The 24,393-nt window shown below is 36.8% G+C and carries 30 protein-coding genes, 2 pseudogenes and 1 other annotated feature; of the genes and pseudogenes, 10 read left to right on the forward strand and 22 right to left on the reverse strand.

Translation table 11 applies throughout. The features are described 5' to 3' along the window. Positions 1-95: 95 nt before the first annotated feature. Positions 96-224 (reverse strand): hypothetical protein, encoded by a 129-nt coding sequence (locus ABH960_RS06325; protein ID WP_002015573.1) that lies wholly within the window; start codon positions 222-224, stop codon positions 96-98. 149 nt (positions 225-373) lie between these two features. Between ABH960_RS06325 and ABH960_RS06330 the strand changes: the two genes are divergently transcribed. Next, positions 374-676 carry a YjdJ family protein gene (locus ABH960_RS06330; protein ID WP_377953525.1) on the forward strand — a complete coding sequence of 101 codons (303 nt, stop codon included), beginning with the start codon at positions 374-376 and terminating at the stop codon, positions 674-676. Positions 677-754: 78 nt separating this feature from the next. Here ABH960_RS06330 and tyrS read toward each other — a convergent pair whose 3' ends face one another. The 6 genes from tyrS to acsA all read right to left on the reverse strand — a co-directional run bounded on the left by tyrS (position 755) and on the right by acsA (position 6,025). Next, positions 755-2,011, reverse strand: coding sequence for a tyrosine--tRNA ligase (gene tyrS, locus ABH960_RS06335; protein WP_002015575.1), 1,257 nt, complete (start codon positions 2,009-2,011; stop codon positions 755-757). A gap of 69 nt (positions 2,012-2,080) precedes the next feature. Further along, positions 2,081-2,309, reverse strand: a binding site (T-box leader). 77 nt (positions 2,310-2,386) lie between these two features. After that, complete coding sequence (locus tag ABH960_RS06340; RefSeq protein WP_016092439.1) at positions 2,387-2,632, reverse strand: hypothetical protein; 246 nt, start codon at positions 2,630-2,632, stop codon at positions 2,387-2,389. After that, complete coding sequence (locus ABH960_RS06345; RefSeq protein WP_002129421.1) at positions 2,613-3,158, reverse strand: RNA polymerase sigma factor; 546 nt, start codon at positions 3,156-3,158, stop codon at positions 2,613-2,615. The genes ABH960_RS06340 and ABH960_RS06345 overlap by 20 nt, the downstream gene beginning before the upstream one ends. After that, a complete protein-coding gene (locus tag ABH960_RS06350; protein ID WP_404443657.1) occupies positions 3,139-3,594 on the reverse strand; it encodes a hypothetical protein in 456 nt (151 codons plus the stop codon). Before ABH960_RS06350 ends, ABH960_RS06345 begins: the two co-directional genes overlap by 20 nt. A gap of 66 nt (positions 3,595-3,660) precedes the next feature. After that, entirely contained in the window at positions 3,661-4,218 is a 558-nt protein-coding gene (locus tag ABH960_RS06355; protein ID WP_404443660.1) for a maltose acetyltransferase domain-containing protein, read from the reverse strand. An 88-nt stretch (positions 4,219-4,306) separates the two neighbouring features. Next, complete coding sequence (gene acsA / locus ABH960_RS06360; RefSeq protein ID WP_404443663.1) at positions 4,307-6,025, reverse strand: acetate--CoA ligase; 1,719 nt, start codon at positions 6,023-6,025, stop codon at positions 4,307-4,309. A 176-nt stretch (positions 6,026-6,201) separates the two neighbouring features. On the opposite strand from acsA, the gene acuA reads away from it, so the two are divergent. The 4 genes from acuA to ABH960_RS06380 all read left to right on the forward strand — a co-directional run bounded on the left by acuA (position 6,202) and on the right by ABH960_RS06380 (position 9,642). Next, complete coding sequence (gene acuA / locus ABH960_RS06365; protein WP_002112293.1) at positions 6,202-6,834, forward strand: acetoin utilization protein acetyltransferase AcuA; 633 nt, start codon at positions 6,202-6,204, stop codon at positions 6,832-6,834. Positions 6,835-6,851: 17 nt separating this feature from the next. After that, positions 6,852-7,496 (forward strand): acetoin utilization AcuB family protein, encoded by a 645-nt coding sequence (locus tag ABH960_RS06370; RefSeq protein ID WP_404443666.1) that lies wholly within the window; start codon positions 6,852-6,854, stop codon positions 7,494-7,496. After that, entirely contained in the window at positions 7,493-8,659 is a 1,167-nt protein-coding gene (gene acuC, locus ABH960_RS06375) for an acetoin utilization protein AcuC (RefSeq protein ID WP_404443831.1), read from the forward strand. Before ABH960_RS06370 ends, acuC begins: the two co-directional genes overlap by 4 nt. A gap of 143 nt (positions 8,660-8,802) precedes the next feature. Continuing rightward, complete coding sequence (locus ABH960_RS06380; protein WP_404443669.1) at positions 8,803-9,642, forward strand: alpha/beta fold hydrolase; 840 nt, start codon at positions 8,803-8,805, stop codon at positions 9,640-9,642. Positions 9,643-9,694: 52 nt separating this feature from the next. On the opposite strand, the gene ABH960_RS06385 is transcribed toward ABH960_RS06380, so the two are convergent. After that, a complete protein-coding gene (locus tag ABH960_RS06385; protein WP_404443672.1) occupies positions 9,695-9,982 on the reverse strand; it encodes a hypothetical protein in 288 nt (95 codons plus the stop codon). Positions 9,983-10,263: 281 nt separating this feature from the next. Between ABH960_RS06385 and ABH960_RS06390 the strand changes: the two genes are divergently transcribed. Continuing rightward, the gene (locus ABH960_RS06390) at positions 10,264-11,190 is read left to right on the forward strand and encodes a Gfo/Idh/MocA family protein (protein WP_404443675.1); all 927 of its coding nucleotides are present in this window, start codon (positions 10,264-10,266) and stop codon (positions 11,188-11,190) included. Between the two features lie 128 nt (positions 11,191-11,318). Continuing rightward, on the forward strand, positions 11,319-11,720 hold the full coding sequence (gene mscL / locus ABH960_RS06395; protein ID WP_002015591.1) for a large-conductance mechanosensitive channel protein MscL: 402 nt from the start codon (positions 11,319-11,321) through the stop codon (positions 11,718-11,720). 49 nt (positions 11,721-11,769) lie between these two features. Here mscL and ABH960_RS06400 read toward each other — a convergent pair whose 3' ends face one another. After that, entirely contained in the window at positions 11,770-12,042 is a 273-nt protein-coding gene (locus ABH960_RS06400) for a DUF3917 domain-containing protein (protein ID WP_000636592.1), read from the reverse strand. A 111-nt stretch (positions 12,043-12,153) separates the two neighbouring features. Between ABH960_RS06400 and ABH960_RS06405 the strand changes: the two are divergent. Together ABH960_RS06405 and ABH960_RS06410 are read left to right on the forward strand one after the other, a co-directional pair. Continuing rightward, a pseudogene (locus tag ABH960_RS06405) lies at positions 12,154-12,261 on the forward strand (DUF3949 domain-containing protein); the annotation flags it as partial. A 15-nt stretch (positions 12,262-12,276) separates the two neighbouring features. Then, positions 12,277-12,639: a DUF4288 domain-containing protein gene (locus ABH960_RS06410; RefSeq protein ID WP_002184820.1), complete on the forward strand. Its 363-nt coding sequence runs from the start codon at positions 12,277-12,279 to the stop codon at positions 12,637-12,639. Positions 12,640-12,673: 34 nt separating this feature from the next. Here the strand turns inward: ABH960_RS06410 and ccpA are convergent, their stop codons facing one another. The 5 genes and pseudogenes from ccpA to ABH960_RS06435 form a co-directional block, all read right to left on the reverse strand. Then, positions 12,674-13,672 carry a catabolite control protein A gene (gene ccpA, locus ABH960_RS06415; RefSeq protein ID WP_002034370.1) on the reverse strand — a complete coding sequence of 333 codons (999 nt, stop codon included), beginning with the start codon at positions 13,670-13,672 and terminating at the stop codon, positions 12,674-12,676. 276 nt (positions 13,673-13,948) lie between these two features. Next, positions 13,949-14,428, reverse strand: a pseudogene (locus ABH960_RS06420) (bifunctional 3-deoxy-7-phosphoheptulonate synthase/chorismate mutase); the annotation flags it as partial. Positions 14,429-14,600: 172 nt separating this feature from the next. After that, on the reverse strand, positions 14,601-15,617 hold the full coding sequence (locus ABH960_RS06425) for a CamS family sex pheromone protein (protein WP_002015611.1): 1,017 nt from the start codon (positions 15,615-15,617) through the stop codon (positions 14,601-14,603). A 113-nt stretch (positions 15,618-15,730) separates the two neighbouring features. Continuing rightward, positions 15,731-16,057, reverse strand: coding sequence for a bacillithiol system redox-active protein YtxJ (gene ytxJ / locus ABH960_RS06430; protein WP_404443681.1), 327 nt, complete (start codon positions 16,055-16,057; stop codon positions 15,731-15,733). 2 nt (positions 16,058-16,059) lie between these two features. After that, positions 16,060-16,569 (reverse strand): DUF948 domain-containing protein, encoded by a 510-nt coding sequence (locus ABH960_RS06435; protein WP_016095984.1) that lies wholly within the window; start codon positions 16,567-16,569, stop codon positions 16,060-16,062. Between the two features lie 187 nt (positions 16,570-16,756). On the opposite strand from ABH960_RS06435, the gene ABH960_RS06440 reads away from it, so the two are divergent. Continuing rightward, positions 16,757-17,872, forward strand: a complete 1,116-nt coding sequence (locus ABH960_RS06440; RefSeq protein WP_002184819.1) for an aminopeptidase — start codon at positions 16,757-16,759, stop codon at positions 17,870-17,872. 37 nt (positions 17,873-17,909) lie between these two features. Here the strand turns inward: ABH960_RS06440 and ABH960_RS06445 are convergent, their stop codons facing one another. The 8 genes from ABH960_RS06445 to ABH960_RS06480 all read right to left on the reverse strand — a co-directional run bounded on the left by ABH960_RS06445 (position 17,910) and on the right by ABH960_RS06480 (position 24,377). After that, a complete protein-coding gene (locus tag ABH960_RS06445; RefSeq protein ID WP_002129451.1) occupies positions 17,910-18,344 on the reverse strand; it encodes a hypothetical protein in 435 nt (144 codons plus the stop codon). 348 nt (positions 18,345-18,692) lie between these two features. After that, positions 18,693-19,097, reverse strand: coding sequence for a PH domain-containing protein (locus ABH960_RS06450; RefSeq protein WP_078177727.1), 405 nt, complete (start codon positions 19,095-19,097; stop codon positions 18,693-18,695). A gap of 78 nt (positions 19,098-19,175) precedes the next feature. Further along, on the reverse strand, positions 19,176-19,667 hold the full coding sequence (locus ABH960_RS06455; RefSeq protein WP_033731444.1) for a GNAT family N-acetyltransferase: 492 nt from the start codon (positions 19,665-19,667) through the stop codon (positions 19,176-19,178). Beyond that, positions 19,636-20,211, reverse strand: coding sequence for a GNAT family N-acetyltransferase (locus ABH960_RS06460; protein ID WP_404443685.1), 576 nt, complete (start codon positions 20,209-20,211; stop codon positions 19,636-19,638). The genes ABH960_RS06455 and ABH960_RS06460 overlap by 32 nt, the downstream gene beginning before the upstream one ends. 64 nt (positions 20,212-20,275) lie before the next feature. After that, complete coding sequence (locus tag ABH960_RS06465) at positions 20,276-21,172, reverse strand: DMT family transporter (RefSeq protein ID WP_404443688.1); 897 nt, start codon at positions 21,170-21,172, stop codon at positions 20,276-20,278. After that, positions 21,162-21,575: a MerR family transcriptional regulator gene (locus ABH960_RS06470; protein ID WP_404443691.1), complete on the reverse strand. Its 414-nt coding sequence runs from the start codon at positions 21,573-21,575 to the stop codon at positions 21,162-21,164. Before ABH960_RS06470 ends, ABH960_RS06465 begins: the two co-directional genes overlap by 11 nt. A 121-nt stretch (positions 21,576-21,696) precedes the next feature. Further along, on the reverse strand, positions 21,697-23,007 hold the full coding sequence (gene murC, locus ABH960_RS06475) for a UDP-N-acetylmuramate--L-alanine ligase (RefSeq protein WP_002015598.1): 1,311 nt from the start codon (positions 23,005-23,007) through the stop codon (positions 21,697-21,699). A 251-nt stretch (positions 23,008-23,258) separates the two neighbouring features. After that, a complete protein-coding gene (locus ABH960_RS06480) occupies positions 23,259-24,377 on the reverse strand; it encodes a nicotinate phosphoribosyltransferase (RefSeq protein WP_002015597.1) in 1,119 nt (372 codons plus the stop codon). Positions 24,378-24,393 lie beyond the last annotated feature (16 nt).

The following is a 24,393-nucleotide window of genomic DNA, read 5'->3' on the forward strand; positions in this document are numbered from 1 at the left end:
TCTTTTTTTCATTACTTCCAAATTATATCTCAATAGAAAAAGCTACCAAAGAAACTAAAACGTTCTCTCTGGTAGCTTTTATTTATATATTAAAATTATTTATTTTCCTCTTTTTGAACATATACATAAGCATCTTTCTGCTCTTTATGTACATCAACCTTCGTGCTCTCTGCAAGCTGACCAGCGTTTAGCAAAGAAAAAATAATGAGCGCTTCTAGTGACATTTTGTTTTACCACTCCTTTCTATTTGTTATACATTTATCATACCGCTTACATGTGATTTCCGTATGAACTCGAAAAGGAGATTACAACAAAAAGGTTACAGGAATACGAATGCACGCTATAATAACCAAAAAATAGGAGGAGTTTCATTTTGACAATAAACCAAATGGTTCAACTAGGCAGTTCGTGTATGCTGTTTATTACTTCAGCTTTGATTAGTTGGTATCAAGGGAGTAATTTAATAGACTATCCCGATGAATGGAAATATAGCGCTAAGTTTACGAATTATTTTAAAGGGTACGTTTCACATTATGACGACATTTATCAAATCGATTTCTTTATATATGCGGCAAAATTTTATCCCGTAGCATTTGTCGTTATGCTAATTAGCTTACTTTATATGCTCGTATTAATTCTTCATATTCTATTTAAAAGAAATCATGAGGCAATTTAAATGCATACATAAAAACCCCGAACGATAGACTTTTCAGCCTACCATTCGGGGTACTATTTGTTTTAAATTCTTTTCTGATTAGTAACGAATTAAGAAATATTTCTTCTTACCGCGGCGAATGATTGTGAATTTACCTTCGATGCGGTCGTTTTCTGTTACAACGTAGTCTAACGCTTGTGTACGCTCACCGTTTACGTAGATTGCACCGTTCGTTACATCCTCACGTGCTTGACGTTTAGATGGTGAAATTTTGCTTTCTACAAGTAAGTCGATTAATACTGTATCTTCTGCAGTACGTTCTACAGATGGTACGTCTTTGAATCCTTGCTCGATTTCGCTTGCAGTAAGTTCTGCTACAGAGCCACTGAATAATGCAGCTGAAATTTTAATTGCTTGCTCTAACGCTTCTTCGCCATGAACAAGTTTTGTCATTTCAGATCCTAATGATTTTTGTGCTGCACGTTTTTCTGGTGCTTCAGTTACTTGCTTCTCAAGCTCAAGAATTTCTTCATGAGATAAGAATGTGAAGTATTTTAAGTATTTAACTACATCGCGGTCATCTGTATTGATCCAGAATTGGTAGAACTCGTAAGGAGTTGTTTTCTCTGGGTCTAACCAAATTGCGCCGCCTTCTGTTTTACCAAACTTCGTACCATCAGATTTTGTAACTAGCGGAATTGTTAAACCGAATGCTTTCGCATCTTCTTCTGATTTACGGATTAATTCAAGACCAGCTGTAATGTTACCCCATTGGTCACTACCACCGATTTGTAGACGGCAATTATGGTTTTGGTATAAGTTTAAGAAGTCGTATGATTGTAAAATCATATAACTAAACTCAGTGAATGAAATACCAGTATCTAAACGAGATGCTACTGTATCTTTTGCTAACATATAGTTTAAACCGAAGTTTTTACCGATATCGCGTAAGAATGAAATTACATCTAAGTTACCAAGCCAATCATAGTTGTTAGCCATTGTTGCTGGGTTGTCCACGTTTTCAAACTCTAAGAAGTTTGAAAGTTGGTTTTTAATGCTTTCTGTGTAGTAAGCAACTGTATCTTTCGTATTTAATGTACGCTCTGCTTTTTTACCACTTGGGTCACCGATCATGCCAGTACCACCGCCAACAAGTGCAATTGGTTGGTGACCAGCTAATTGGAAACGACGTAACATTAATACTGGTAACATATGACCGATGTGTAAGCTATCCGCTGTCGGGTCGAAACCACAGTATAATTTAACGCTTTCTTTTTCTAATAATTGCTCAAGTCCCTCAGCATCTGTTTGCTGATTAATTAAACCGCGAAATTCAAGATCTTGTAAAATACCCATATCCTACATACTCTCCTTTAAGTTCATTACTGGCGTGAAGGTTGAAAACATAAAAAAATCGCCCCTTAAATAAGGGACGATTTTGATTATCGCGTTACCACCCTAGTTGCAGGCAAAAAAAGCCTACCACCTTATTTACATAACGGCTTAGCACCGTCTTTTCCCTTTTGAATACACTTCAATCGAAAAAAGATGCTCTAGGGGCGTAATTCGCGATCATCTATGTGCTGATTTCCACCGACCATCAGCTCTCTAAAACAGGGAAATGATCACTACTTCTCCCTTTCCACGCTCAATTATTCATATACTTTTCTTTATACCATCATTTATATAGGCGTGTCAAATAGAGGTATGAGTTCTTTCCCTACCAATCCTTTATAAAGTCGCAAGGAATATCGTAATAAGAGAAATAACTGGAACACCAACTAATAACGACACATGAAACACAACCGATAAATCATTCCCAATCGTCGCTTCCACAGGATCTTTCGCTGGAGAAGCAAGAAATCCAAGTAATCGCTCGAAGCGGCTTACCGTTTTTGGAAAATCCGGTATTTCTACATGATCGCTATCTAAATGCTGCTTTAATTTATATTCATTCTTAAAGGGATTTTCGTTCAATTTCATCCACCTCCAGCAATTGTTTTAATTTCTTTATCCCGTTATGAAGTCTCGACTTCACTGTTCCAACAGGAATATCCAGTACCTCTGCAATTTCTTTTTGCTGCATATCATGATAATAAGAAAGAATCAGGACCGCTCGCTGTTCTTCAGGAACTTTCAAAATTGCTTCTCTTACCGTAAGCCGGTCTTCGTGGGAAAACTCTACCTCTTGCATTGGTACTAAAAACGGTAAGAGCGAACGCCACTTTTTTCTTCTATTTAATTTATTAATCATAAGACGGTAACCGATTTGAAATAAATACGTTTTAATTTTTCCTTTTCGGGTTTCATACATATGTTTCTTACGCTCTAGAGTCAAAAACGTATCTTGAACGAGATCTATACTCAGTTGTTCATCACGATTAAATCGATACAAAAATGTATATAGCGCTGGTTTGATTAAAACATATAGTTTTTCTCCAGCTTGCTTATCTCCATTTTGGTACGCAAGCATGAGCTCCTCCTCAATCCCAATCTGCGCCATTTTTTTTGATCTCCTTTATTCCTTTTAACGTTAATGAAATACGGGAAATTAGATATGCACTTGCGACAATAATCCATACTTGTGATTGATTCGCAAAAAATTGAACATATGGGTTTTGAATCGTGAATCCAATTGAAACTAAAATATTTAATGCTTGCACACATATGCATGCATATACTGCAAGACAGACAGAAATAGTATCAAATACATTCCAGCGAAAATATACTTTTGTTTTTGTAAAATCAATTTTATTTCCATTTTTTCGTACAATATACTTCTTATCAAACGGAATAAGGATTGAAAAAATAACAATCATAATAATCCCAACTGTAATCATTGAAATTTTAAATCCAATTGGTATAGGTAATAATATACCACAAGAAAACACAACTATAATTCCAATTAAAGCAAAAGTCAGCATCAATTTATTAGACATAAAAAAGCCTCCCTCATCTATTCTTTCATAAATGTATACAGACGAGGAAGGCGCTTCGTTCAAATATTATTTTATTTTTTTTATGATTCTCGCAGGATTCCCGCCAACTACTACATTACCCGGCACATCTTTCGTTACAACAGCGCCAGATGCGATGACAGCATTATCTCCAATTGTTACGCCCGGATTAATAATCGCTCTTCCGCCAATCCATACGTTATCGCCAATTGTAACTGGTTTTCCGTACTCTGATCCGCTTATGCGCTCTACCGGATCAAGCGGATGCGTTGCTGTATAAATGTGAACACCTGGAGCTAACATACAGTTCACTCCGATTGTAACTGGGCATACGTCTAAAATCGTACAGTCAAAGTTTGCGTAAAAGTTTTCACCAACGTGAATGTTATAACCGTAATCACATCTAAAAGAAGATTCAAGATGAATGTTATCTCCAGTCGTTCCGAATAGTTCTTTTACGATTGCACTACGTTCTTCTAGCTTCACTTCTGGTGTTTCATTTAATTTTCTCGTTAATATACGAGCTTGCTCCCTCCCTTGAACTAAAACGGGATCAGCCGGTATGTACATTTCCCCTTGTATCATCTTTTCTTTTTCTGTTTTCATTTCCTTCTCCCCTTCCAACACGTATATATAAGTTTATAATAACATAAAAAAGAAGGGTCTGAACGTATTCATTCAGACCCTTCCTCTTTTAATCTTCCATCGTCGATAAATCGCCTGTTGGTAAGTTTAATTCCCACGCTTTTAATACGCGGCGCATAATTTTACCACTTCTCGTTTTCGGTAATTTATCTCTAAATTCAATTTGTCTTGGCGCTGCATGAGCTGCTAGGCCTTTTTTCACAAATTGACGAATCTCTTCTTTTAATTCATCAGATGGTTCGTACCCCACGCGAAGCGCGATAAATGCTTTAATGATTTCCCCGCGTACTGGATCAGGAATACCAATTACACCAGCTTCTGCTACAGCAGCATGCTCGATTAATTTACTTTCTACTTCAAACGGACCAACACGCTCACCTGACGTCATAATTACATCGTCAATACGTCCTTGGAACCAGAAGTATCCATCTTCATCCATATAAGCAGAGTCACCTGATACGTACCAATCTCCCGGCATGAAGTAAGACTCATATTTTTGCGGGTTATTCCAAACCGCACGCATCATAGATGGCCAACCTTTACCAATTGCTAAGTTCCCCATTGTGTATGGAGGCACTTCATTTCCTTCATTATCAACAATCGCTGCTTTCACACCTGGAATTGGTTTCCCCATTGAACCTGGACGGATTTCCATACAAGGATAGTTACAAATAACTTGTCCACCTGTTTCTGTCATCCACCACGTATCATGAATACGAAGTCCAAATGCGCTCATACCCCAGCGAATTACTTCTGGATTTAATGGCTCACCAACACTTAATACGTGACGCACTTGTGATAAATCATATTTTTTAATTGCGTCTTGTCCAGCTCCCATTAACATACGGAACGCTGTCGGTGCACTATACCAAACTGTTACACCGTAATCTTGCAGTGCTTCATACCATGCCTCTGGACTAAATCTCCCGCCTAAAATAACATTTGATGCTCCCACTAACCACGGTGCAAAAATACCGTAAGCTGTTCCAGTTACCCAGCCTGGGTCAGCTGTACACCAATATACATCATCTTCTTTTAAATCTAATACCCATTTCGCTGTTTGGTAGTGCTGAACCATTGCGTTTTGAGCATGAAGGACACCTTTTGGCTTACCAGTAGAACCAGATGTGTAATGTAGAATTAAACCGTCTTCACGGCCTAACCACTCGATATGTAATTCTTTTGAAGCTTGTTCAAATAAAGGATTGAACGCTACAGTTTTACCGCCTTCTTCTGCATTGCCTCCAACAAGGAAGACTGTTTTTAAAGCAGGTAAATCATTTAATGGTATGCGCTCTAACAATTCAGGAGTTGTAATTAACACCTTCGCTTCGCTATCTTCTAAACGATCGCGAACTGCGCCTTCCATAAATGCTTCAAATAATGGTCCAACAATTGCCCCTAATTTCACTGCACCAAGAAGCGCGAAATATAATTCTGGGGAACGCGGCATAAAAATAAAAACGCGATCGCCTTTCTCAACATCGCCATAGTTTTTCAGGACATTTCCTGCTTTATTAGAAAAATCCTTCATTTCCTTAAATGTATATTTCTCTTTTCGCGATCCATCTTGATAATAAAGTGCCACTTTATTCTTTCGATCGGATTTCGCATGCTTATCAATTGCCTCATACGCCATATTCACTCGGCCTGTTTCATTCCAAGTAAAATTTTTATTAACCTCTTCCCAGTTAAAATTCGCGTATGCCTCTTCATAATTCGGCAAATTATTTTCTCCTTTAATGACAGGAAGCGTTTCCACTTTCATACTTTACATCCCCCTCCTATGTATTCTATTATCTATTATAATGATATTATTTAAAATTTTCAGTATATTTGTTGATTTTTAGACAAATTTTTAATGACAAAATTCGATTCACATCGCATATATTATAAAGTACGATATTAATAGATTCACAAACCCTCAAGGTGGTGAGCAATAAATTGATTCATAAAAAAATATATAATGCCAGAAACTTAAAAACAGCGAAAGGCACTTTAATTATTGAAGGTCCTGTCTCTACACATAATCTTGAAATGTATGAATTTCATCCAGACTTAATTGCGTTTCGTCCTGCCGAGCAGCAATATAAAGCAATTGTCGAAATTTCTAAGTTACCAGAAGCTCGTCTCATTATTGCTAGACATGACCAAACGATTGTTGGATATGTTACATACTTGTATCCTGATCCGCTCGAGCGATGGTCAGAAGGAAAGATTGAAAACTTAATTGAGCTTGGGGCGATTGAAGTTGTCCCAGCCTTTCGCGGTTGCTCTGTCGGAAAAAATTTATTAGAAGTTTCAATGATGGACGATCATATGGAAGATTACATTATATTAACGACTGAATATTATTGGCACTGGGATTTAAAACAAACAGGCTTAAATGTTTGGGAATACCGAAAAGTAATGGAAAAAATGATGAATGCTGGTGGTTTACAATGGATGGCTACAGATGATCCTGAAATTTGTTCACATCCTGCCAACTGTTTAATGGTCCGCATCGGTAAACGTGTTGATACGGATTCCATTCAAGCATTTGATCGTCTACGTTTTCACAATCGTTTTATGTATTAATAAAGGGGGCAACTGGAATGATTGTAGAAGAAATTATGAATCAAGATGTAGTGACACTGCATCCAAACGATACAATTGAAACAGCAATCCGAACAATACGTACGAAAGGCATTCGGCACATTCCAATTGTCGATCAAAATAATCATGTCGTAGGCATTATTTCTGATCGGGATGTAAGAGATGCAAGTCCATCAATTCTTGATGAACAAGTTTCACTCGATATGCTACAGCAACCGCTCGAACTTATTATGAAACACCCTGTCATGACTTGCCATCCTCTTGATTTCGTTGAGGAAATTGCTACTTTATTTTTTGAAAATAAAATTGGCTGCCTCCCTGTCACAAAGGCTGGAAAGTTAGTAGGAATTATTTCCGAATCTACAGTGCTACACACATTAGTGAAATTAACAGGAGCACATCAGCCTAGTTCACAAATTGAAATTCAAGTGAAAAATGAACCTGGTATTCTCGGAAAAGTAGTTGCTATTTTTAGCAATTTACAAATTAATATTGTGAGCGTTCTCGTCTATCCAGCAAAAGATGAGAATGATAAAGTACTCGTTTTCCGCATTCAAACGATGAATCCTCTAAAAGTGATTGATGCACTCGAAGCAGAGGGCTACCGCGTATTATGGCCAAACATAATGGGGATGCAAGCATGAGCAGCGCCTTCATTTATTCGGATGACTTTCGGGGCTATTCTTTTAGCCCTGATCACCCTTTTAACCAACTGCGCGTCACACTCACGTATGATTTATTACAAAAGAGCGGTTTTATCTCTCCCTCTCAAGTCATCGCGCCACGGATGGCTACAGATGAAGAGATTGCCTACGTTCATACAGAGGAGTACATAAATGCGGTAAAACGTGCTGGAGAAGGTAAGTTAGAAAAATCAATTGCTATGACATACGGACTCGGAACAGAAGATACACCGATGTTTCCCAATATGCACGAAGCAAGTGCATTACTCGTTGGCGGAACATTAACAGCTGTCGATGCTGTTATTTCCGGAAAAGTAAAGCACGCCCTCAATTTAGGCGGCGGCTTACATCATGGCTTCCGTGGTAAAGCATCTGGCTTTTGTATTTATAACGATAGCTCTATCGCAATGAAATATATTCAGAAGAAATACGGTTTACGCGTTTTATATATTGATACAGATGCTCATCACGGTGACGGGGTACAATGGTCTTTTTACGACGATCCTAACGTATGCACCATTTCATTACACGAAACTGGGCGTTATTTATTTCCTGGAACTGGCGCAGTAAATGAACGTGGACAAGGAAATGGATATAATTATTCTTTTAACGTTCCACTCGACGCTTTTACAGAAGACGAATCGTTTTTAGATTCATATCGAACAGTTGTAAAAGAAGTGGCAGCATACTTTAAACCGGATATTATTTTAACGCAAAATGGTGCTGATGCACATTATTACGATCCACTTACACACCTTTGCGCAACGATGAACATTTACCGTGAAATACCGAAGCTCGCTCGTGAAATCGCTAATGAATATTGCGACGGTCGCTGGATTGCTGTCGGCGGTGGTGGCTATGATCACTGGCGCGTCGTACCAAGAGCTTGGGCACTCATTTGGCTCGAAATGAACAACATCCAAAACATCTCAGGTTATCTCCCTCCAGAATGGATTGACGCTTGGAAAGGACAAGCAGAAACCGACCTTCCCCTTACATGGGAAGATCCAGACAACATGTATCAACCTATCCCTAGAAAACCAGAAATCGAAGAAAAAAATGCATTAACTGTAGCGAAATCCCTTGAAATTATTCGGAATAATATGACAAAATCTTTGTACTAAACGAAAAGGAGGCTCGTTTTTAAATAGCCTCCTTTTATTTATTGTCGGTTTCTGTCGGTAAGTCGATATATTTTAAAAAGCGCTGATATATTTTTATGTACTAATGGACTGGCCCAACTCTTATAAAAAAAGGTAGTGACACTATGTGGAAACAACAAATAATCAATACAAAGCGCGGCACATTCGAAATTTTCACTAAAGGCAATGGCGAACCGCTTTGTATTACACATCACTATTCACAATTTAATGAAACTGGCGATTACTTTGCGGATGTTTTCACTTCTACGCATCGTGTATTCCTCATTAATTTACGTGATGCTGGTAATTCTGAAAAAGCCAATTCAGAAAAAGAATTAACCATGATTGAAACAATCCACGACTTAGAAGCGATACGAGAAGCTTTACAACTTCCAACATGGCATTTCGCTGGCCATTCAACAGGTGGTATGCTTGGTCTTTTATATGCCATTGCATATCCAAATGCCTTACAATCATTAGTCGTGGCTGGAGCTGCAGCAAGCGACTATACGAAAACACCATTTTGTATTTATCATCCAAAACATCCACAGTTTCATTATATGCAAGAACTCATCGAAAACTTGAAAAGCCCTCATCTTACAAATGCAGAACGAAAAGAATTATCTACTAAGAGAACCCAATTATCATTGTTTAAACCTGAAAACTACAACTCTTATTTTTGTAAACCAATCCAAAAAACAATGTCCGCTAGCCGGATGAATGCTTTCTCTTGTGAATATCCGTTATTTGATTTAAGAAAGTACTTACCTTCTATCCACACAAAGACGCTTATTATTTGCGGAAGACATGATGTGCAGTGCCCGATTCAATATTCTATCGAGATGCATAAGGGTATACGTAATTCTATCTTCATTCCATTTGAGGAGAGTAACCATTACCCTTTTTTAGAAGAAGCTGCTCAGTTTACTTCTACTACTCAAATATTTTATAAATCGTTACACTAGTACCGCTATTATTAAGGAAAGCTCACAGTCTCTATAAGACTATGAGCTTTTTTCAAAAGAAATATTTCACACTAAAAACAAATAAAAGAACGCAAGAAATAACAACTAAACCCACATCAAGTAATACTGCCTTTTTATCTCCTTCTTTTATACTCATCATAAAATTAGAAATTATTTTAATTCCAAAAAAGACCATCATAAATAACCCACCGAAATGATCATTTGTAGAATCTTCATCATAAAACATTTGTATTGCACCGATAATTAATAAAATAAGTACGATATTAGTTCCAATCTTTACAGCCTTGTTTAATTTATTATCCTTTAATTCAGCCCCCAAAATCTAGCACTCCCTCTCAAACTATCGTGCGTGTTGGCACAGATCTTTTATTCCCTTTTAAATTTTAACATAAATTACCTTATATATCCTTTTCCTTACAGTCATAGGCATTCCGACAATAATGATACTCCCTTCATTACAACATGCTCGCGCTCATAACTTTGCAGAAATAGAAAAGATTTTGTTAGAAGGACGTAAGTAAAAAGCTAATTTTTGCCTTCCTCCCCCACCCTATGCTACATTTAACCCGTTACATCAATATTAATAGGGTGGGAATAAACATGAACAAACCTAAAATTGGGATGATTGGACTTGGAAGTATCGCACAAAAAGCCTATCTTCCAACACTTACAAAAGAAACAGATTGGAATTTTGTAGGGGCCTTTACACCTAACCCCGAGAAAAGAAAACAAATTTGCCAACAATATCGTATTCAAGACTTTCATTCTATGGAAACACTAGCTTCTGAATGTGATGCCATCTTCGTTCATAGTTCAACTGCTACACATTATGAAATCGTTTCTGAACTTCTGAAAAAAGGAATCGACGTTTATGTTGATAAGCCGCTAGCAGCTACAGTAGAGCAAGCTGAGAAACTAGTCGAGTTGAGCGAGAAGTATAACCGAAAGTTAATGGTAGGATTTAATCGCCGATTCGTTCCTATGTACGTTGCTGCCAAAGAGCAAGCTAATGATATTTCATGGATTCGAATTGAAAAGCACCGCACAAATAAAGTGGGGCCATATACGTATGACTTTACTATGTTAGATGATTACTTACATATTGTAGATACTGCTCGCTGGTTAGCTAACGATGACCTTAACATCGTTCATAATATGATGCAAATCAATGAAAAGAACGAACTTCTTTACGGACATCATACATATACAACTGCAAATGGACTTTTACTTTCTACGGCGATGCACCGCCATGCAGGTACAAATTTAGAACAAATTGAACTTGTAACGGCAGGTAAAATCATTCGCGTAAAAAATATGAACACATTTGAAATTGAGCAAGAAAACTCCGTTTCACAAAGTGGTTCACCATCATGGGAGACAACGTTAAAGCAGCGCGGATTTGAAGATGCTGTTCATCATTTTATCCAATGTGTACAAGGTGATACACAGCCTATTGTAGATGGATTAGAAGGATTAAAATCTCAACAAATGCTCCAATCTCTACTGCAAGCTGTAAGCAAAAATTAAAACGGATACATTTTTCAGAATTTACTTTCATTCCCATTTCCTCTTTATTTCTATCACAAATTTCTATAGAATATGTTGATAGGAATTATAAATTTCATATTGAATCGTGGAAAGGATGGGATTAACACATGTGGAACGAGTTTAAAAAATTCGCATTCAAAGGGAATGTAATCGATTTAGCTGTCGGGGTTGTAATCGGTGCTGCATTCGGTAAAATCGTTAGTTCTTTAGTAAAAGATATCATCACACCATTACTTGGTATGGTACTGGGCGGCGTTAACTTTACAGATTTAAAACTTACATTCGGTAAATCATCTATTATGTATGGTAACTTCATCCAAACTATTTTTGATTTCTTAATTATTGCAGCTGCTATCTTTATGTTTGTTAAAGTTTTCAACAAACTAACATCTAAAAGAGAAGAAGAAGAAAAGAAAGAAGAACTTCCAGAACCAACAAAAGAAGAAGAAATTCTTGGCGAAATTCGCGACTTACTAAAACAACAAAACTCTTCTAAAGATAGAGCATAATTGAACGGATAAAAAGGCATGCACCCTCGGGACATGCCTTTTCTATATGCTATAACGTTTCTGAATTCATATGAATAAATAAAATAATACCAGCAACCATAAGTACCATAATACTACCTGCAAATAGTGTAATACCCATAAACATTAAACTTGTGCTCATGTCCACTGATACACTTTCAATAAAAATAGAAATTACATACGTGATAAGGGCGATTCCTGCAAGAATACTTCCTGGAACAAATCGCTTTAAGCCATTTTGTTTTAACGTCATATATGCAAAAATAGCGGTCATGCAAAGCGTAATTATCCAAAGAACGATCATCTCTTCTCCCCCCTCACAAGCCTTTTCTTTCTATTATACATGACATTGCCCTATAATAGTTAAATTTGCACTTGTGTGACATATAACAAGGAATAATCCAAACTGTAGCGAATGTCTTATGAAGAATCCAAAATACATTATCATTATCAAAGTAACGTATTTACAATACCCGCTTCACTTATCGCGAGTATTGTTTATAAAATAAAACATTCAGCATAAGGAGACTGATCTCATGTGTATGCTGTAAAATTATTATTTGAATCTGTCCATTCAGGTAAACCTAATCCTAGTAAAATTGATGAACATTATGAAGAGAATCACGATACACTTTTTGAAGAAAGTATCATTCTCGTTAAGGCGAACAGTTTAGAGGAAGCTCATGAGCTAGGTGAAAAGATAGCTCTACAGTCTGAAGATACGTACGATAATATGTACGGTGAGCAAGTAACATGGACGTTTAGAAAAGTGTTGCATGTTTTCGAATTAGATGACACACCATTTGAGACAGGAAAAGAATTATATGCACGCTTTTTACATGTTAAGAAAACTGAAAGTGTAGATACAGTAGTTAAACACCATTATCCTGAATATGAATAAAAGCTCACAGCTATCGCTGTGAGCTCTCTTATTCTTACTTCGTTGAATCTCTAAATTGGATACGGTGAGGTAAGATAACTGAGTGATCTTCTACTTTTTCTTTGTTCATATATTTCGTTAGTAAACGCATTGCTACTGCACCAATATCATACATTGGTTGTACAACTGTCGAAAGTTGCGGACGAACCATTAATGCAAGACGTGTGTTGTCAAAACCAAGCACTTCGATATCCGTTGGTACGTTTAATCCTGCGTCTTGTGCTGCGTGGATTACACCTAGTGCCATTTCATCAGAAGATACGAAGATTGCTGTTGGTTTTTCATCCATGCCCCAAAGTCTTTCAAACGCTTCTATACCTGAATCATATGTGTAATCTCCATCAATTATAAGATTTTCATCATATGAAATACCTGCTTCTTCTAAAGCTTTTTTATAACCTTGTAACTTCTTCGCGCTTCCTGCTTTATTAATGAAAGGACCAGAGACGAAACCGATACGTTTATGTCCTTGCTCAATAAAATGCTTCATTGCATCGTAAGCTGCTTGTGTATAATCAATATTTACTGATGACGTTTCATTTTGTTCATCAAATGACGCTGCTAATACAATTGGTACTGGAGATTTTTTGAACTCTTCAACGTGAATATCTGTAATGTCTTCACCCATGAAAACAATCCCGTCCACTTGTTTCCCAAGCATCGTATTTAATAAGTGGAACTCTTTCTCTTTGTTCTGGTCAGAGTTACTTAAAATGATGTTATATTTGTACATTGTTGCGATATCTTCAATTCCACGAGCAAGTTCTGCATAAAACGTATTTGAGATATCAGGAATAATAACACCCACTGTAGTTGTCTTCTTACTTGCTAGTCCACGTGCTACCGCATTCGGGCGGTATCCTAAACGATCAATTGCTTCTAATACTTTCTTTCTTGTTGTAGGCTTTACATTTGGGTTACCATTCACAACGCGTGATACGGTAGCCATTGAAACATTTGCTTCACGCGCTACATCATAGATTGTTACGTTCATCTCTTCGCACACTCCTTCTATTTATGTTATCTATTTTTATGTATCGGTTCACTTGAATGAAAAAAAGACATCAACTCTATTTGCAGATGCCAACAATCGTCCCGAGTTCTTCCTTTTACTAATGATACGCTAAAAACACAGGGTCATACAATATTTTCCCGCAAAAGTTTCGAAAAAATTCGCTTCTTTTCTCGTATTTTCGTATTTTTTATGCAAAAAAGGTCAATTTTTGTAAAAAAGCTATGTAACAAGGGCTACATAGACTAAGAAATCTTTTTATAATTTACTTCCGAATGCTTTTAATTCTTTCATAAACTCATTGAATTCTGGAATGTCCATTTGCTGCGCTGCATTTGATAATGCAACTGCTGGGTCTGGATGTACTTCAGCCATAATAGCAAAAGCACCAATTGCCATAGCCGCTTTTGCAAACGGTAAGAGAAGGTCACGTCGCCCTGTAGAATGCGTTACATCGACAACAACAGGTAAATGTGTTTCTTTCTTTTAAATTGGCACAGCGGAAATATCAAGCGTATTACGCGTTGCTGTTTCATATGTGCGAATACCACGCTCACATAAAATGATATTACCATTCCCCTCTGCCATACTATATTCTGCTGCATTAATAAATCCTTCAATTGTTGCTGATAAACCACGCTTTAATAATATTGGTTTATTTACAGCACCAGCTGCCTTTAACAGTTCAAATTTTTGCATATTGCGAGCGCCAATTTGAATAACATCAACATAATCTGACACTTTAAAGAAGGCACTGAAAGAGTCTATTTCATAAGAAAAAAGAGGTCATTCCCTACTATGTACAGGTAATGACCTCCTTTCTTCTTTCAACATCTTTAGGAAATTCGAAATGTTTTTCTCGAAGTATTCACTTTTTCAGTAGCCTCAGCTTAAAAACTGTCTTTTTTTATTATAGGAAAGAAACAAACGGTTTATCGCTGTTCTTCTCTTTTATAATAACAGCCTCGATTTTATTCTCGGACTTTATTTGTAATTGAACTTTAGCATCTTTAGGAAATTGTTCTAACATACTTTGAGCAGCCGTTTGAGAGAGTGCCATTAATTCTGACTTACCGTTATATTTAACGACAATATCCATCTTTAATTTATCCATCTTGTTTTGCTTATAAGAAATCTTAGCATTAACAGGGATATAATCTCCTGGAGAAAATGCCTTCATTGCTTCAGAAAATTTCTTTAGCTTATCATTATCTTCTCCATGTGCCCCCCCAAATTCTTGAGAAGGATACGAATACGACTTTTCATCAATAGTATCCCAATTTCCAAGATTAGTCTCGTTCTTTTGAACAGTAGCGCTTGAAATATAAGTACCATTCTTTAAAGAACTTGTACTTTCTTGCTTGAATATAGCAAATGTAATTGGAGATTTGTTATATTTATCGTTTTTATTAATAGCTTCTATAAGCCCCTTAGCGACTTCAGTACCTTTAGAAATAGCTTCCTCATTAGATACACTTGAAGACATAGATAAACCAATAACAACACCAGATAAGCTTAGTTCATTTGAATTTTGTTTGCCGAAGTAGTCCTGTTCTATAATATTAGTCAAAACTGGTACTTCTTGTTTCGTAACTAATTCATCAATTGTTTTCTCTGGAATATATTGATTTAATTGTAATACGTAATTTTCTGTATCGAATTGTTTTGAAGCAATATCCATTAAACCATTTTCATATTCTGCTAAATCTAGTTTAGAATTAGTTTTAACATTAACTGTATTAATTACCTTTTGTTCTTTTAAAGGAATAACAGTTCTATAGTAATCCTTAGAAACAGCAGTTCTTGGAATCATACTTTTTTCTTTCGTATCTTTCTGTACAACTTCATCCTTCTTCTCAATAGTATTATTGCTGCAAGCCCCCAGTAATAAACTTAAGCTTGCGATGCATAATGCCATTTTCTTCATTGCTTAAAACCCACTTTCAAAAGTCAATTTACTTAGTTTTAAAGTATCTCTAGTGTACCACTAAATATATTGCAACAAAATAAAAAAGAAGCAAGCCCTTCGCTTGCCTCTCCCTATTTTACATTCTCTTCTAAAGCTTCTTTTTTAATATTCCAGTGCGATGTATGCCATACTACCATTCCATCTTTTATGTATAACACTTGCGGAGATTCATGCTTAATGCTGTACTGCTCTGCAACATGGTTCGAAACATCTCTCGCCTCTTGTACGTATAAGTAATATGCTGGCACTTCTCTTTCTTCACCGCAATACGCTTGAAACTCAGTATATGCACCGTGACTAATTGGGCATGTCGTACTATGCTTAAAAAGAACGTAGGGCTCGTTCTTTTCTACTAACGCTTCAAGTTCTTCAGTCGTTTCAATCTTCATCATACTCATCGTTACTCACCTCTCATGCGAAGTCTAGAGCGCTTCTCTCTCTTTTCAGCCTTCTGCTCAGCTCTCTCAAGTTTACGCTCTTCTTTTTCAACCCTTTTCTCTTGTCTCGTAGTACGGTAATGGTTGTATACTTCAATTGCTGCACTGCTCCATTGCACAACTTGTGCTACTTTATCTGCATTATTTTCAATTTCGTCCGTAACAGACTCTGATACATTGCGAAGCTTCGTATTTAAAGAGTGGATCGTCGTTCCGATTCCATCCACACCTTCTACTACTTTATTTAGCGACTGTGACTTCTGTTGAATATCATCAGCTAACGCATTTGTCTTATGTAATAATTGCTCCGTCTCTACGCTTATTCCTTGCATTTGCTTTTCTAAACCTTCTAACGTGCTCGCAACGTTTTCTAACGTCTTCTGAACCGATAACAACGTTCTGCATACATACACTACTAATACTGCGAAAGCAACCGCGATAATAGCCGCACTTACATATAGAAGAACTTGCATTTCATCACTTCCTTTATCTTTTTCATACTTTCTCCCATTATACAATCATTTTCCGTTTCATTCTAATCCCTATCTTTTCATTAGAATTTTCATACTTATTCGTTAACTTTAACATAAATGATTCAACAAATTCCACTAAGTAGGTTACAATAGGAGAGGATACATAATTAGTAGGGAGGCTTTACATATGAAAGATCCACGCATTGAAAAGTTAGCATACAATTTAATTAACTACTCTATTCGTTTACAAAAAGGCGAAAAAGTATTGATTGAAAACTTTGGCTTACAAAAAGAACTTGTAACTGCACTTGTAAAAGAAGCATATGCAGCTGGTGGTTTCCCATTCGTTTCTTTAAAAGATCATCAAGTAGATCGCTCTTTATTAATGGGTGCTACTGAAGAACATTTCGAACAAATCGCTGCATATGAAGCGAGCGTAATGAAAGATATGGACGCTTATATCGGCCTTCGCTCTGGTGATAACATTAACGAACAAGCTGACGTTCCAAGTGAACGTATGAAAGTTCACGGCCAAACAATTGGCAAAAAAGTTCATAGAGACATCCGTGTTCCGAAAACACGCTGGGTTGTTCTTCGCTACCCAAATGCTTCTATGGCGCAGCTTGCTAAAATGAGCACAGAAGCTTTCGAAGACTTCTACTTCGAAGTTTGTAACTTAGACTACGGTAAAATGGATAAGGCGATGGATAGCCTTGTTACATTAATGAATAAAACAGATAAGGTTCGCTTAACTGGCCCTGGAACTGACTTAACATTCTCTATTAAAGACATTCCAGCTATTAAATGCTCGGGTCATTTAAACATTCCAGATGGTGAAGTATACTCTGCACCAGTTCGCGATTCTGTTAACGGTACAGTTTCATACAATACACCATCTCCTTACAACGGTTATACATTTGAAAATGTACAACTTAAATTTGAGAACGGTCAAATCGTTGAAGCAACTGCAAATGATACAGAGCGCATTAACAAAATCTTCGATACAGACGAAGGCGCGCGTTTCGTTGGTGAGTTCGCAATCGGCGTAAACCCATACATCTTACATCCAATGGGAGACATCCTATTCGATGAAAAAATCGATGGCAGCTTCCACTTCACACCTGGACAAGCTTATGATGATGCATGGAACGGCAACAACTCTAACATTCACTGGGATTTAGTATGCATTCAGCGCCCTGAATACGGCGGCGGTGAAATTTACTTCGACGACGTATTAATCCGTAAAGACGGACGCTTCGTTGTAACTGAACTAGAAGCTTTAAACCCAGAGAACTTAAAATAATGAAAAACGCTCGGAATTTTCTCCGAGCGTCTTTTTATTAATATTGTAATAAATCTTTCGCCACATCTTCTGGCACTTTAAAACTCATTTTCTTATTTTTCATTTCAACTTCGACATAAGGGACATCTTTATATACTGTCATAGTACCAATTTCATGTAACTCTTTTTTATCTTTACCCGAATCCAATAATTTCGGTGTATCCTCTTGATACATTTTAAACGTTTTCCCTTGCGGAGTATCTAAAGGAGCCGATTCCATTTCCCACTCATCCATTTTGATTGATTCAAACAACTTTGTGATTTCTTTCTTATCGGTAATTGTTTTTTTATCACTCGAATCAATAAGCGATTCAATTTCAATTTTTTGTGCCTTTTCTAAACTAACATCAGACTTCTCTTTCTTCGCACTACATCCTATTAAAAGAATGGATGCAGTTAGCAGAAACAAAAACAACATATAGATCTTTTTCATTTCTAATCCCCCTACTTTATATGGAGCTATTTTTCTCGCTTTTTGTTTGCTGAAAATGAAAATAAAATAAAAGCGTCACTGCGATAGTACCTATTAATATTGGGACATATAAGGGCAGATCCCATTTCATATATACTCTAGTGCAACCAACAAGCACAAACAAAATTTCCAAACAAAATAAAGTGAAACTTTAATCAGTGGGGGTTTTGTTCATCCCCCACTGATTATTAGCCCTCACCAATCGGGCTTTTACGGGCAGCCCGACTCTCACCTAACTTCTTTGCTCCTGCCGAATTTTGAGGTGGGAGTCTTACTGCCCGTTAATGCGGGGTAAAAGTTTTACATACTTCATCTCTTACCTACCATTTCTATTTTTACATGTGGATTCTCTTTCTCAACAAGTGACAAAAAACTTGTCATATCTTGCGGCATCGCAATCATATGTACTTTATATGCATTCGTCGTAATTTCAAGTGATTTCCCAACTTGACGAACAACTCTTATATCTTTTAATACAACATCGTCATTTAAAATACCATATTTTAACACGCCATTTTCCACTTTATGTTTTTTAATAAATATTTCCCAAACGATTGGTACATTTACAATGAAGCATAAACCCATTCCAATCAACGCTGACATCCACTGCTCTTTATTTGTGAAAAGCATGACAATTGGATACACAAACATAAAAGCTAATGTGAGACTAACGAAAATTACCGCTGACTTACTTCTTTGAATTGGAAAATCCATACACGCACCCCCCCTAACTAAATTATACCATTTTTTCCATTTTAGTTCATAAAAAAAGGCCATTTATGAATGACCTTTTTAAACAGTATACCTATAAAATTTCTTATCTACCTCTAGCACTGGAAAACTTTTTGGCAACTCTTCTATACTCACGCTTTGAAAACCATTCTTTTCGTAGAAACGGTGTGCTGCTAGAAATTTAACTGTTGTTCCTAAATAAATGTCTTCCAAGTTCTTTTCTTTCGCCCAAGAAATTGCCGTTTGAAGTAGCGTATGTGATGCGCCCCATTCTTTTCCGCGGAACTCTTTCTTCACGAACATTTTTCTTAGCGCTACTTGATGCTTCCCAATATCTAATAAAGCTATCGTTCCAACTACTTTCCCATCATAAGTTGCTACCCAAAAATTTCCGTTGTCCCTTTGATAGAACGTTTCTATTTCAAGTAAGTCCGGCTGCTCTTCTTTCGTAATAGGGACCTTGTACTCTTTCCGCTGAATATGAACGATAAGATCTACTACTTCCTCTTGAAACATACTTTCATACGGAATAATACAAATCTTCTCGTTCATCGAATTTTTTCCATTCTGAAGCTAGTAAACTGTACACAGCGATATCCTGAAAATGATCGTATAACCATTCGTCATCTCTTAAAATACCATCTAATTTAAAACCTAAACGTTCTGGAATCGCACGGCTTTTCGCATTTTCAACACCGCAACGAATTTCAATTTTATTCAGCTTTAAATTATCAAATGCATAATGAAGCACAGCCTTCACACTTCGCGTCATAATACCTTTCGCGCCAGCATCTTCTGCAAGATAATATCCAAGACTCGTAGCTTTCTTACCCCAGCTCACCGGATGAATCCCCACCATCCCAACGAGCTTTCCTTTATAACGTATGCCAGCTTCAAACCCATCGCCCTCTGCAAATTTCTTTAACCACATCGGAAAAATCTCATTATACGCATCAGCTGATTTCGTTCCATCTACCCAAGGGAGCCATCTTCTTAAATGGTTACGGTTTTGATCTAATAATTGATATAATTCCTCTTTATGATGTTTTTCTAATAGTTGTAGTTCGATTTCGTCATCTACTCGGAGTGTGAACATGTTTTTTAGCCCCTTTTTATTTTTCTTATTATTCTAACACTTACAGATACAAAATGTTAAATATTCACACTTTTTTCGGTTTTAGTTGTATAAAACCAGAAGAATATAATACTCCCGTAACAACTAATATCATTCCTACAGATTGTGCGGGCGTTATATTTACTCCTTCAATAAAAGAAATAATCATTGTAACAACAGGCACTAAATTAAAAAATAAAGATGTCCTTGCTGCCCCAATTTGAGCAATTCCATTATTCCACCATAAGTAACCGAGCACACTCATTCCAATTGCCATAAAGAGAATCGCTCCCCAAGCTAACAAAGGAACTTCTAAAACTGGTACTATACTTTTTTGAGTGACAGATATCACAATAAAGGCAAGAGCACCAATCGTCATCGTATATGTCGTAGTTTGTATTGGGCTACCAGTTTTAATAAACCTTCTGCCTAGTACACCGTATAACGCCCAGCAAATATTCCCTAATAAAATATAAAAATCCCCTTTTGAAAATGACAAGCTTTGTAGTATTGTAGACGAACCTTGTGTAAGTACAAAAACAACACCAAGTAATGCAAGTAACATTCCAATACCTTGGCGCTTTATAATTTTTTCTCGTAAAATAACACTTGCTAATAGCATCGTAACGAGCGGATTCGTCGCCATAATAAGTGCACCATTAATAGCTTCTGTATGTTTCATACCTAAAAAGAAAAAGAAGTTAAAACCAAATACACCAACAATACCTAGCAAAAGGTAATAAGCCCTATTCTGCCTCCATACCTCCACCTCAAAATCTTTTCGTATTTTTAACAGACATAACATCACAAATGCAGCAATCCCAAAACGCCATGCCGCTATATGAATCGCTTCGAAATATTGCACCGCATATTTCGAAGCATTAAATGTTCCACCAGTGAAAATCGCAAAACCTAGTAACTGAGCGTATACTTTATTCTTCATTGTTGGCCTCCGAGTTTTTCTCTTCTAGAAAACCATAATAAATTTCTAACTTCTCCTCTGTTAACAAAACTACTTTTTGCAATTGCTCCTGCTGTTCCCTTAAACGATCTAAGTGTGTTGTTAAAATTGAAATCCTCTTTTTTATTTTCGCAGGTACTTCCTCTTCCCGCTGTCTAATCTCCTCTATAATACATCCGTCACTTGCAAACTCAGCCATCTCTTCTAAAGACATTTCTGTTTGCTTTAATGAATATAAAAATTTTAATAGGCGCACATCACCTTCTGTATACTGACGAATGCCACTATTCCGCGTTGGTGGTGGCAATAAACCTAGTTTCTCATAATAGCGCAAAGTATGAATACCCATCCCTGTTAATTCTGCGACTTCACCGATTTTATACATGTTTTCTCCCCCTTGTTTTTACATATTCATCTTACAACCTAGAGCTAACTCTAGGTCAATACATAAATAAAAATCGGACACAACAAAAAAAGACGCACAGCCAAGCTATGCGTCTTTTCTATTACTTCTCTGCAACTTGAACTTCTTTTACGTAAGCTGCTTCGAATTTTTGGATGTCACCTGCGCCCATGAAAATAAGAACGCCGTTTTTATGTTTCTTTAACACATCCGTTGTTGTATCTGTAATTAGTTCTGCGCCATCGATACGTTTTTGCAGATCTTCAATTGTTAATTCACCTTTGTTTTCACGTGCTGATCCGAAAATATCACATAAGTATACTTGGTCAGCTTTACTTAAGCTTTCCGCGAACTCATCTAAAAATTTCTCTGTACGTGAGAATGTATGTGGTTGGAATACAGCGACAACTTCACGCTCTGGATGTTTTTGACGAGCTGCTTCAATCGTTGCATTAATTTCTGTCGGATGGTGTGCATAGTCATCAATGATAACTTGTTCTCCCATTGGCTTTTCATTAAAGCGACGTTTTACGCCTTCAAAAGTTGTTAGCTGATGCTTAACTGCTTCTACATCAACGTTTTCATAATGGCAAAGCGCGATTACTGCTAATGCATTTAATACGCTGTGATCGCCGTATCCTGTAATTTTGAACGTGTCATAATACGTATTACGAACGAATACATCGAATATAGTACCATCAGTTCTCTTTTGAATGTTACGTGCTTGGAAATCATTATCTTCTCCAAATCCATAGAAAATAACAGGTACTTTCGCTTGAACTTTTTGAAGTTCTTCATCATCACCACATGCAATAATACCTTTTTTCACTTGCAATGCCATCTCTTGGAATGCATTAAATACATCATTGATGTCTGCAAAGTAATCTGGGTGATCGAAATCGATATTTGTCATGATTGCATAGTCTGGATAGTAAGACAAGAAATGACGACGATACTCACAAGCTTCAAATACAAAATACTTACTATTTTCTACCCCATGCCCCGTTCCATCTCCAATAAGGTATGATGTTGGGTGTGCACCTTGCATTACATGGGCTAACAAACCAGTTGTTGATGTTTTTCCATGTGCACCAGTTACAGCAACACTTGTGTACTGATTCATAAGATCACCTAAGAAGTGATGGTAACGATGTACTGGGATATTTAATTCTTTTGCTGCTACGATTTCTTCATGCGTATCAGGAAATGCATTTCCTGCGATAATCACTTGTCCTTCTTTAATATTATTCTTATCAAAAGGAAGGATGGAAATACCACGCTTTTCCAATGCTGTTTGTGTAAAGAAACGCTTTTCATAATCAGACCCTTGAACAGTATGCTTCATGTCATGAAGAATTTGTGCTAATGAACTCATTCCTGTTCCTTTAATTCCTACAAAATGGTAAACTGTCATCTTAAAGAACCTCCAACATTTCGAACTAATACAACGGCCTATCTATAAGACAGTATATGAATCTTTTCTTATTTTGGTAATCATCATACATTTCTGATGCAGTGAATTTCTTTTTATATTCACTTATCAGTGATAAACTCGTACGTACTTCTTTTATGTCCATAACACATTTATTATAGCAAAAAACAAGCCGCTATACTATGATAACAGAAAAACTGATAGGGTCAATCACCTATCAGTTTTTCTCGCTTTTACATATCTTCTTTTGTTTCTAATTGAACACGCTCTAGACGTGAATTTGGACGGTATTTACGACCAGCTTTTGCTTCTGGTTTTCCATTTAATTCTACGTTATCACCAGTAAAACCAATATTCATTTTTAATAAGCTACTTCCTACTCCATATATATCAACAGGAACATTTTGAGCTTCAAATTCACGAATACGCTTCTCATCAAACCCACCAGTTACAACGATATCTACATGTTGGAACCCTTCCTCATCAAGAGCCTTACGAAGTGCAAATACAAGTGATGGATTTACACCACGTGGATCGAATGTTCCAAGTACTTCTGGGTGACGAATGAAGTATTGATCAATCATTGTGCGAGACGTATCGACACGTACACCTTTTAATGTTGATCCAAATTCACGCGCTACGCGAAGTGCATCTGTGATGACATCATTGTTATAATCAATTAGTACGACTAATTCATCTTCTGGGAATTTTTTATGATATGCCTTTGCAGCTTCAACAACATCACCATTAAACATTTGAATTAAAGCGTGAGGCATCGTCCCCATACCACTTCTGCCCCACCATTCATTCATTGCATGCGTCGCTTGCGCGCTCATACCTCCGATGTATGCCGCATAGCCGTCACCAGCTTGTTGCGTATAATGATCGTCACGATCTCCCATGAAAATAACCGGTTTTTCTTTATCTACACTACGTGCAGCTTGGACAACGTTATATACGTTTGTCGCAACTGATGTACGACGAGCTAAAATCCCATCAATTACACCTTCTAAAAAGCCGAAGTATTCATAAGGACCATGAATTGTTAAAACTGTTTCAAACGGACTAATATTATCGCCATCCTTTAAAGAATGAATTTCTAATTCCTCAGGATTTTTGGCAAATGTTTGTAGCAATGCGATTACCTCATCTGCTCCGCAAAGAACTGCATGTTCTTTTTGAAAAAACTGCATTGTTACAACACTTTTCGGGCGAAATTCTTCAATGATTTCTCTAGTTTTTAAAAAGTAAACGGCAGAGAACCAGCCTTCTCCAACACGTTCATCAAATTTAAATGTTTTATTTGTTAGTCGATTTATTTCACCTTTTAATTTTAATTCAATTTCTTTCATGTCGCTTTACTCCCTA

The sequence above is a fragment of the Bacillus sp. RC252 genome (genome assembly GCF_044909215.1).
GTDB lineage: Bacteria > Bacillota > Bacilli > Bacillales > Bacillaceae_G > Bacillus_A > Bacillus_A mycoides.

Excerpts from the sequence above, each read along its gene's own strand:
- ABH960_RS06325 (WP_002015573.1), bottom strand. The coding sequence starts at position 224 with ATGTCACTAGAAGCGCTCATTATTTTTTCTTTGCTAAACGCTGGTCAG.
- tyrS (WP_002015575.1), bottom strand. The coding sequence starts at position 2,011 with ATGGGTATTTTACAAGATCTTGAATTTCGCGGTTTAATTAATCAGCAA.
- ABH960_RS06345 (WP_002129421.1), bottom strand. The coding sequence starts at position 3,158 with ATGGCGCAGATTGGGATTGAGGAGGAGCTCATGCTTGCGTACCAAAAT.
- ABH960_RS06350 (WP_404443657.1), bottom strand. The coding sequence starts at position 3,594 with ATGTCTAATAAATTGATGCTGACTTTTGCTTTAATTGGAATTATAGTT.
- ABH960_RS06355 (WP_404443660.1), bottom strand. The coding sequence starts at position 4,218 with ATGAAAACAGAAAAAGAAAAGATGATACAAGGGGAAATGTACATACCG.
- acsA (WP_404443663.1), bottom strand. The coding sequence starts at position 6,025 with ATGAAAGTGGAAACGCTTCCTGTCATTAAAGGAGAAAATAATTTGCCG.
- ABH960_RS06370 (WP_404443666.1), top strand. The coding sequence starts at position 6,852 with ATGATTGTAGAAGAAATTATGAATCAAGATGTAGTGACACTGCATCCA.
- acuC (WP_404443831.1), top strand. The coding sequence starts at position 7,493 with ATGAGCAGCGCCTTCATTTATTCGGATGACTTTCGGGGCTATTCTTTT.
- ABH960_RS06380 (WP_404443669.1), top strand. The coding sequence starts at position 8,803 with ATGTGGAAACAACAAATAATCAATACAAAGCGCGGCACATTCGAAATT.
- ABH960_RS06390 (WP_404443675.1), top strand. The coding sequence starts at position 10,264 with ATGAACAAACCTAAAATTGGGATGATTGGACTTGGAAGTATCGCACAA.
- mscL (WP_002015591.1), top strand. The coding sequence starts at position 11,319 with ATGTGGAACGAGTTTAAAAAATTCGCATTCAAAGGGAATGTAATCGAT.
- ABH960_RS06400 (WP_000636592.1), bottom strand. The coding sequence starts at position 12,042 with ATGATCGTTCTTTGGATAATTACGCTTTGCATGACCGCTATTTTTGCA.
- ccpA (WP_002034370.1), bottom strand. The coding sequence starts at position 13,672 with ATGAACGTAACAATCTATGATGTAGCGCGTGAAGCAAATGTTTCAATG.
- ABH960_RS06425 (WP_002015611.1), bottom strand. The coding sequence starts at position 15,617 with ATGAAGAAAATGGCATTATGCATCGCAAGCTTAAGTTTATTACTGGGG.
- ytxJ (WP_404443681.1), bottom strand. The coding sequence starts at position 16,057 with ATGAGTATGATGAAGATTGAAACGACTGAAGAACTTGAAGCGTTAGTA.
- ABH960_RS06435 (WP_016095984.1), bottom strand. The coding sequence starts at position 16,569 with ATGCAAGTTCTTCTATATGTAAGTGCGGCTATTATCGCGGTTGCTTTC.
- ABH960_RS06440 (WP_002184819.1), top strand. The coding sequence starts at position 16,757 with ATGAAAGATCCACGCATTGAAAAGTTAGCATACAATTTAATTAACTAC.
- ABH960_RS06445 (WP_002129451.1), bottom strand. The coding sequence starts at position 18,344 with ATGAAAAAGATCTATATGTTGTTTTTGTTTCTGCTAACTGCATCCATT.
- ABH960_RS06450 (WP_078177727.1), bottom strand. The coding sequence starts at position 19,097 with ATGGATTTTCCAATTCAAAGAAGTAAGTCAGCGGTAATTTTCGTTAGT.
- ABH960_RS06455 (WP_033731444.1), bottom strand. The coding sequence starts at position 19,667 with ATGAACGAGAAGATTTGTATTATTCCGTATGAAAGTATGTTTCAAGAG.
- ABH960_RS06460 (WP_404443685.1), bottom strand. The coding sequence starts at position 20,211 with ATGTTCACACTCCGAGTAGATGACGAAATCGAACTACAACTATTAGAA.
- ABH960_RS06465 (WP_404443688.1), bottom strand. The coding sequence starts at position 21,172 with ATGAAGAATAAAGTATACGCTCAGTTACTAGGTTTTGCGATTTTCACT.
- ABH960_RS06470 (WP_404443691.1), bottom strand. The coding sequence starts at position 21,575 with ATGTATAAAATCGGTGAAGTCGCAGAATTAACAGGGATGGGTATTCAT.
- murC (WP_002015598.1), bottom strand. The coding sequence starts at position 23,007 with ATGACAGTTTACCATTTTGTAGGAATTAAAGGAACAGGAATGAGTTCA.
- ABH960_RS06480 (WP_002015597.1), bottom strand. The coding sequence starts at position 24,377 with ATGAAAGAAATTGAATTAAAATTAAAAGGTGAAATAAATCGACTAACA.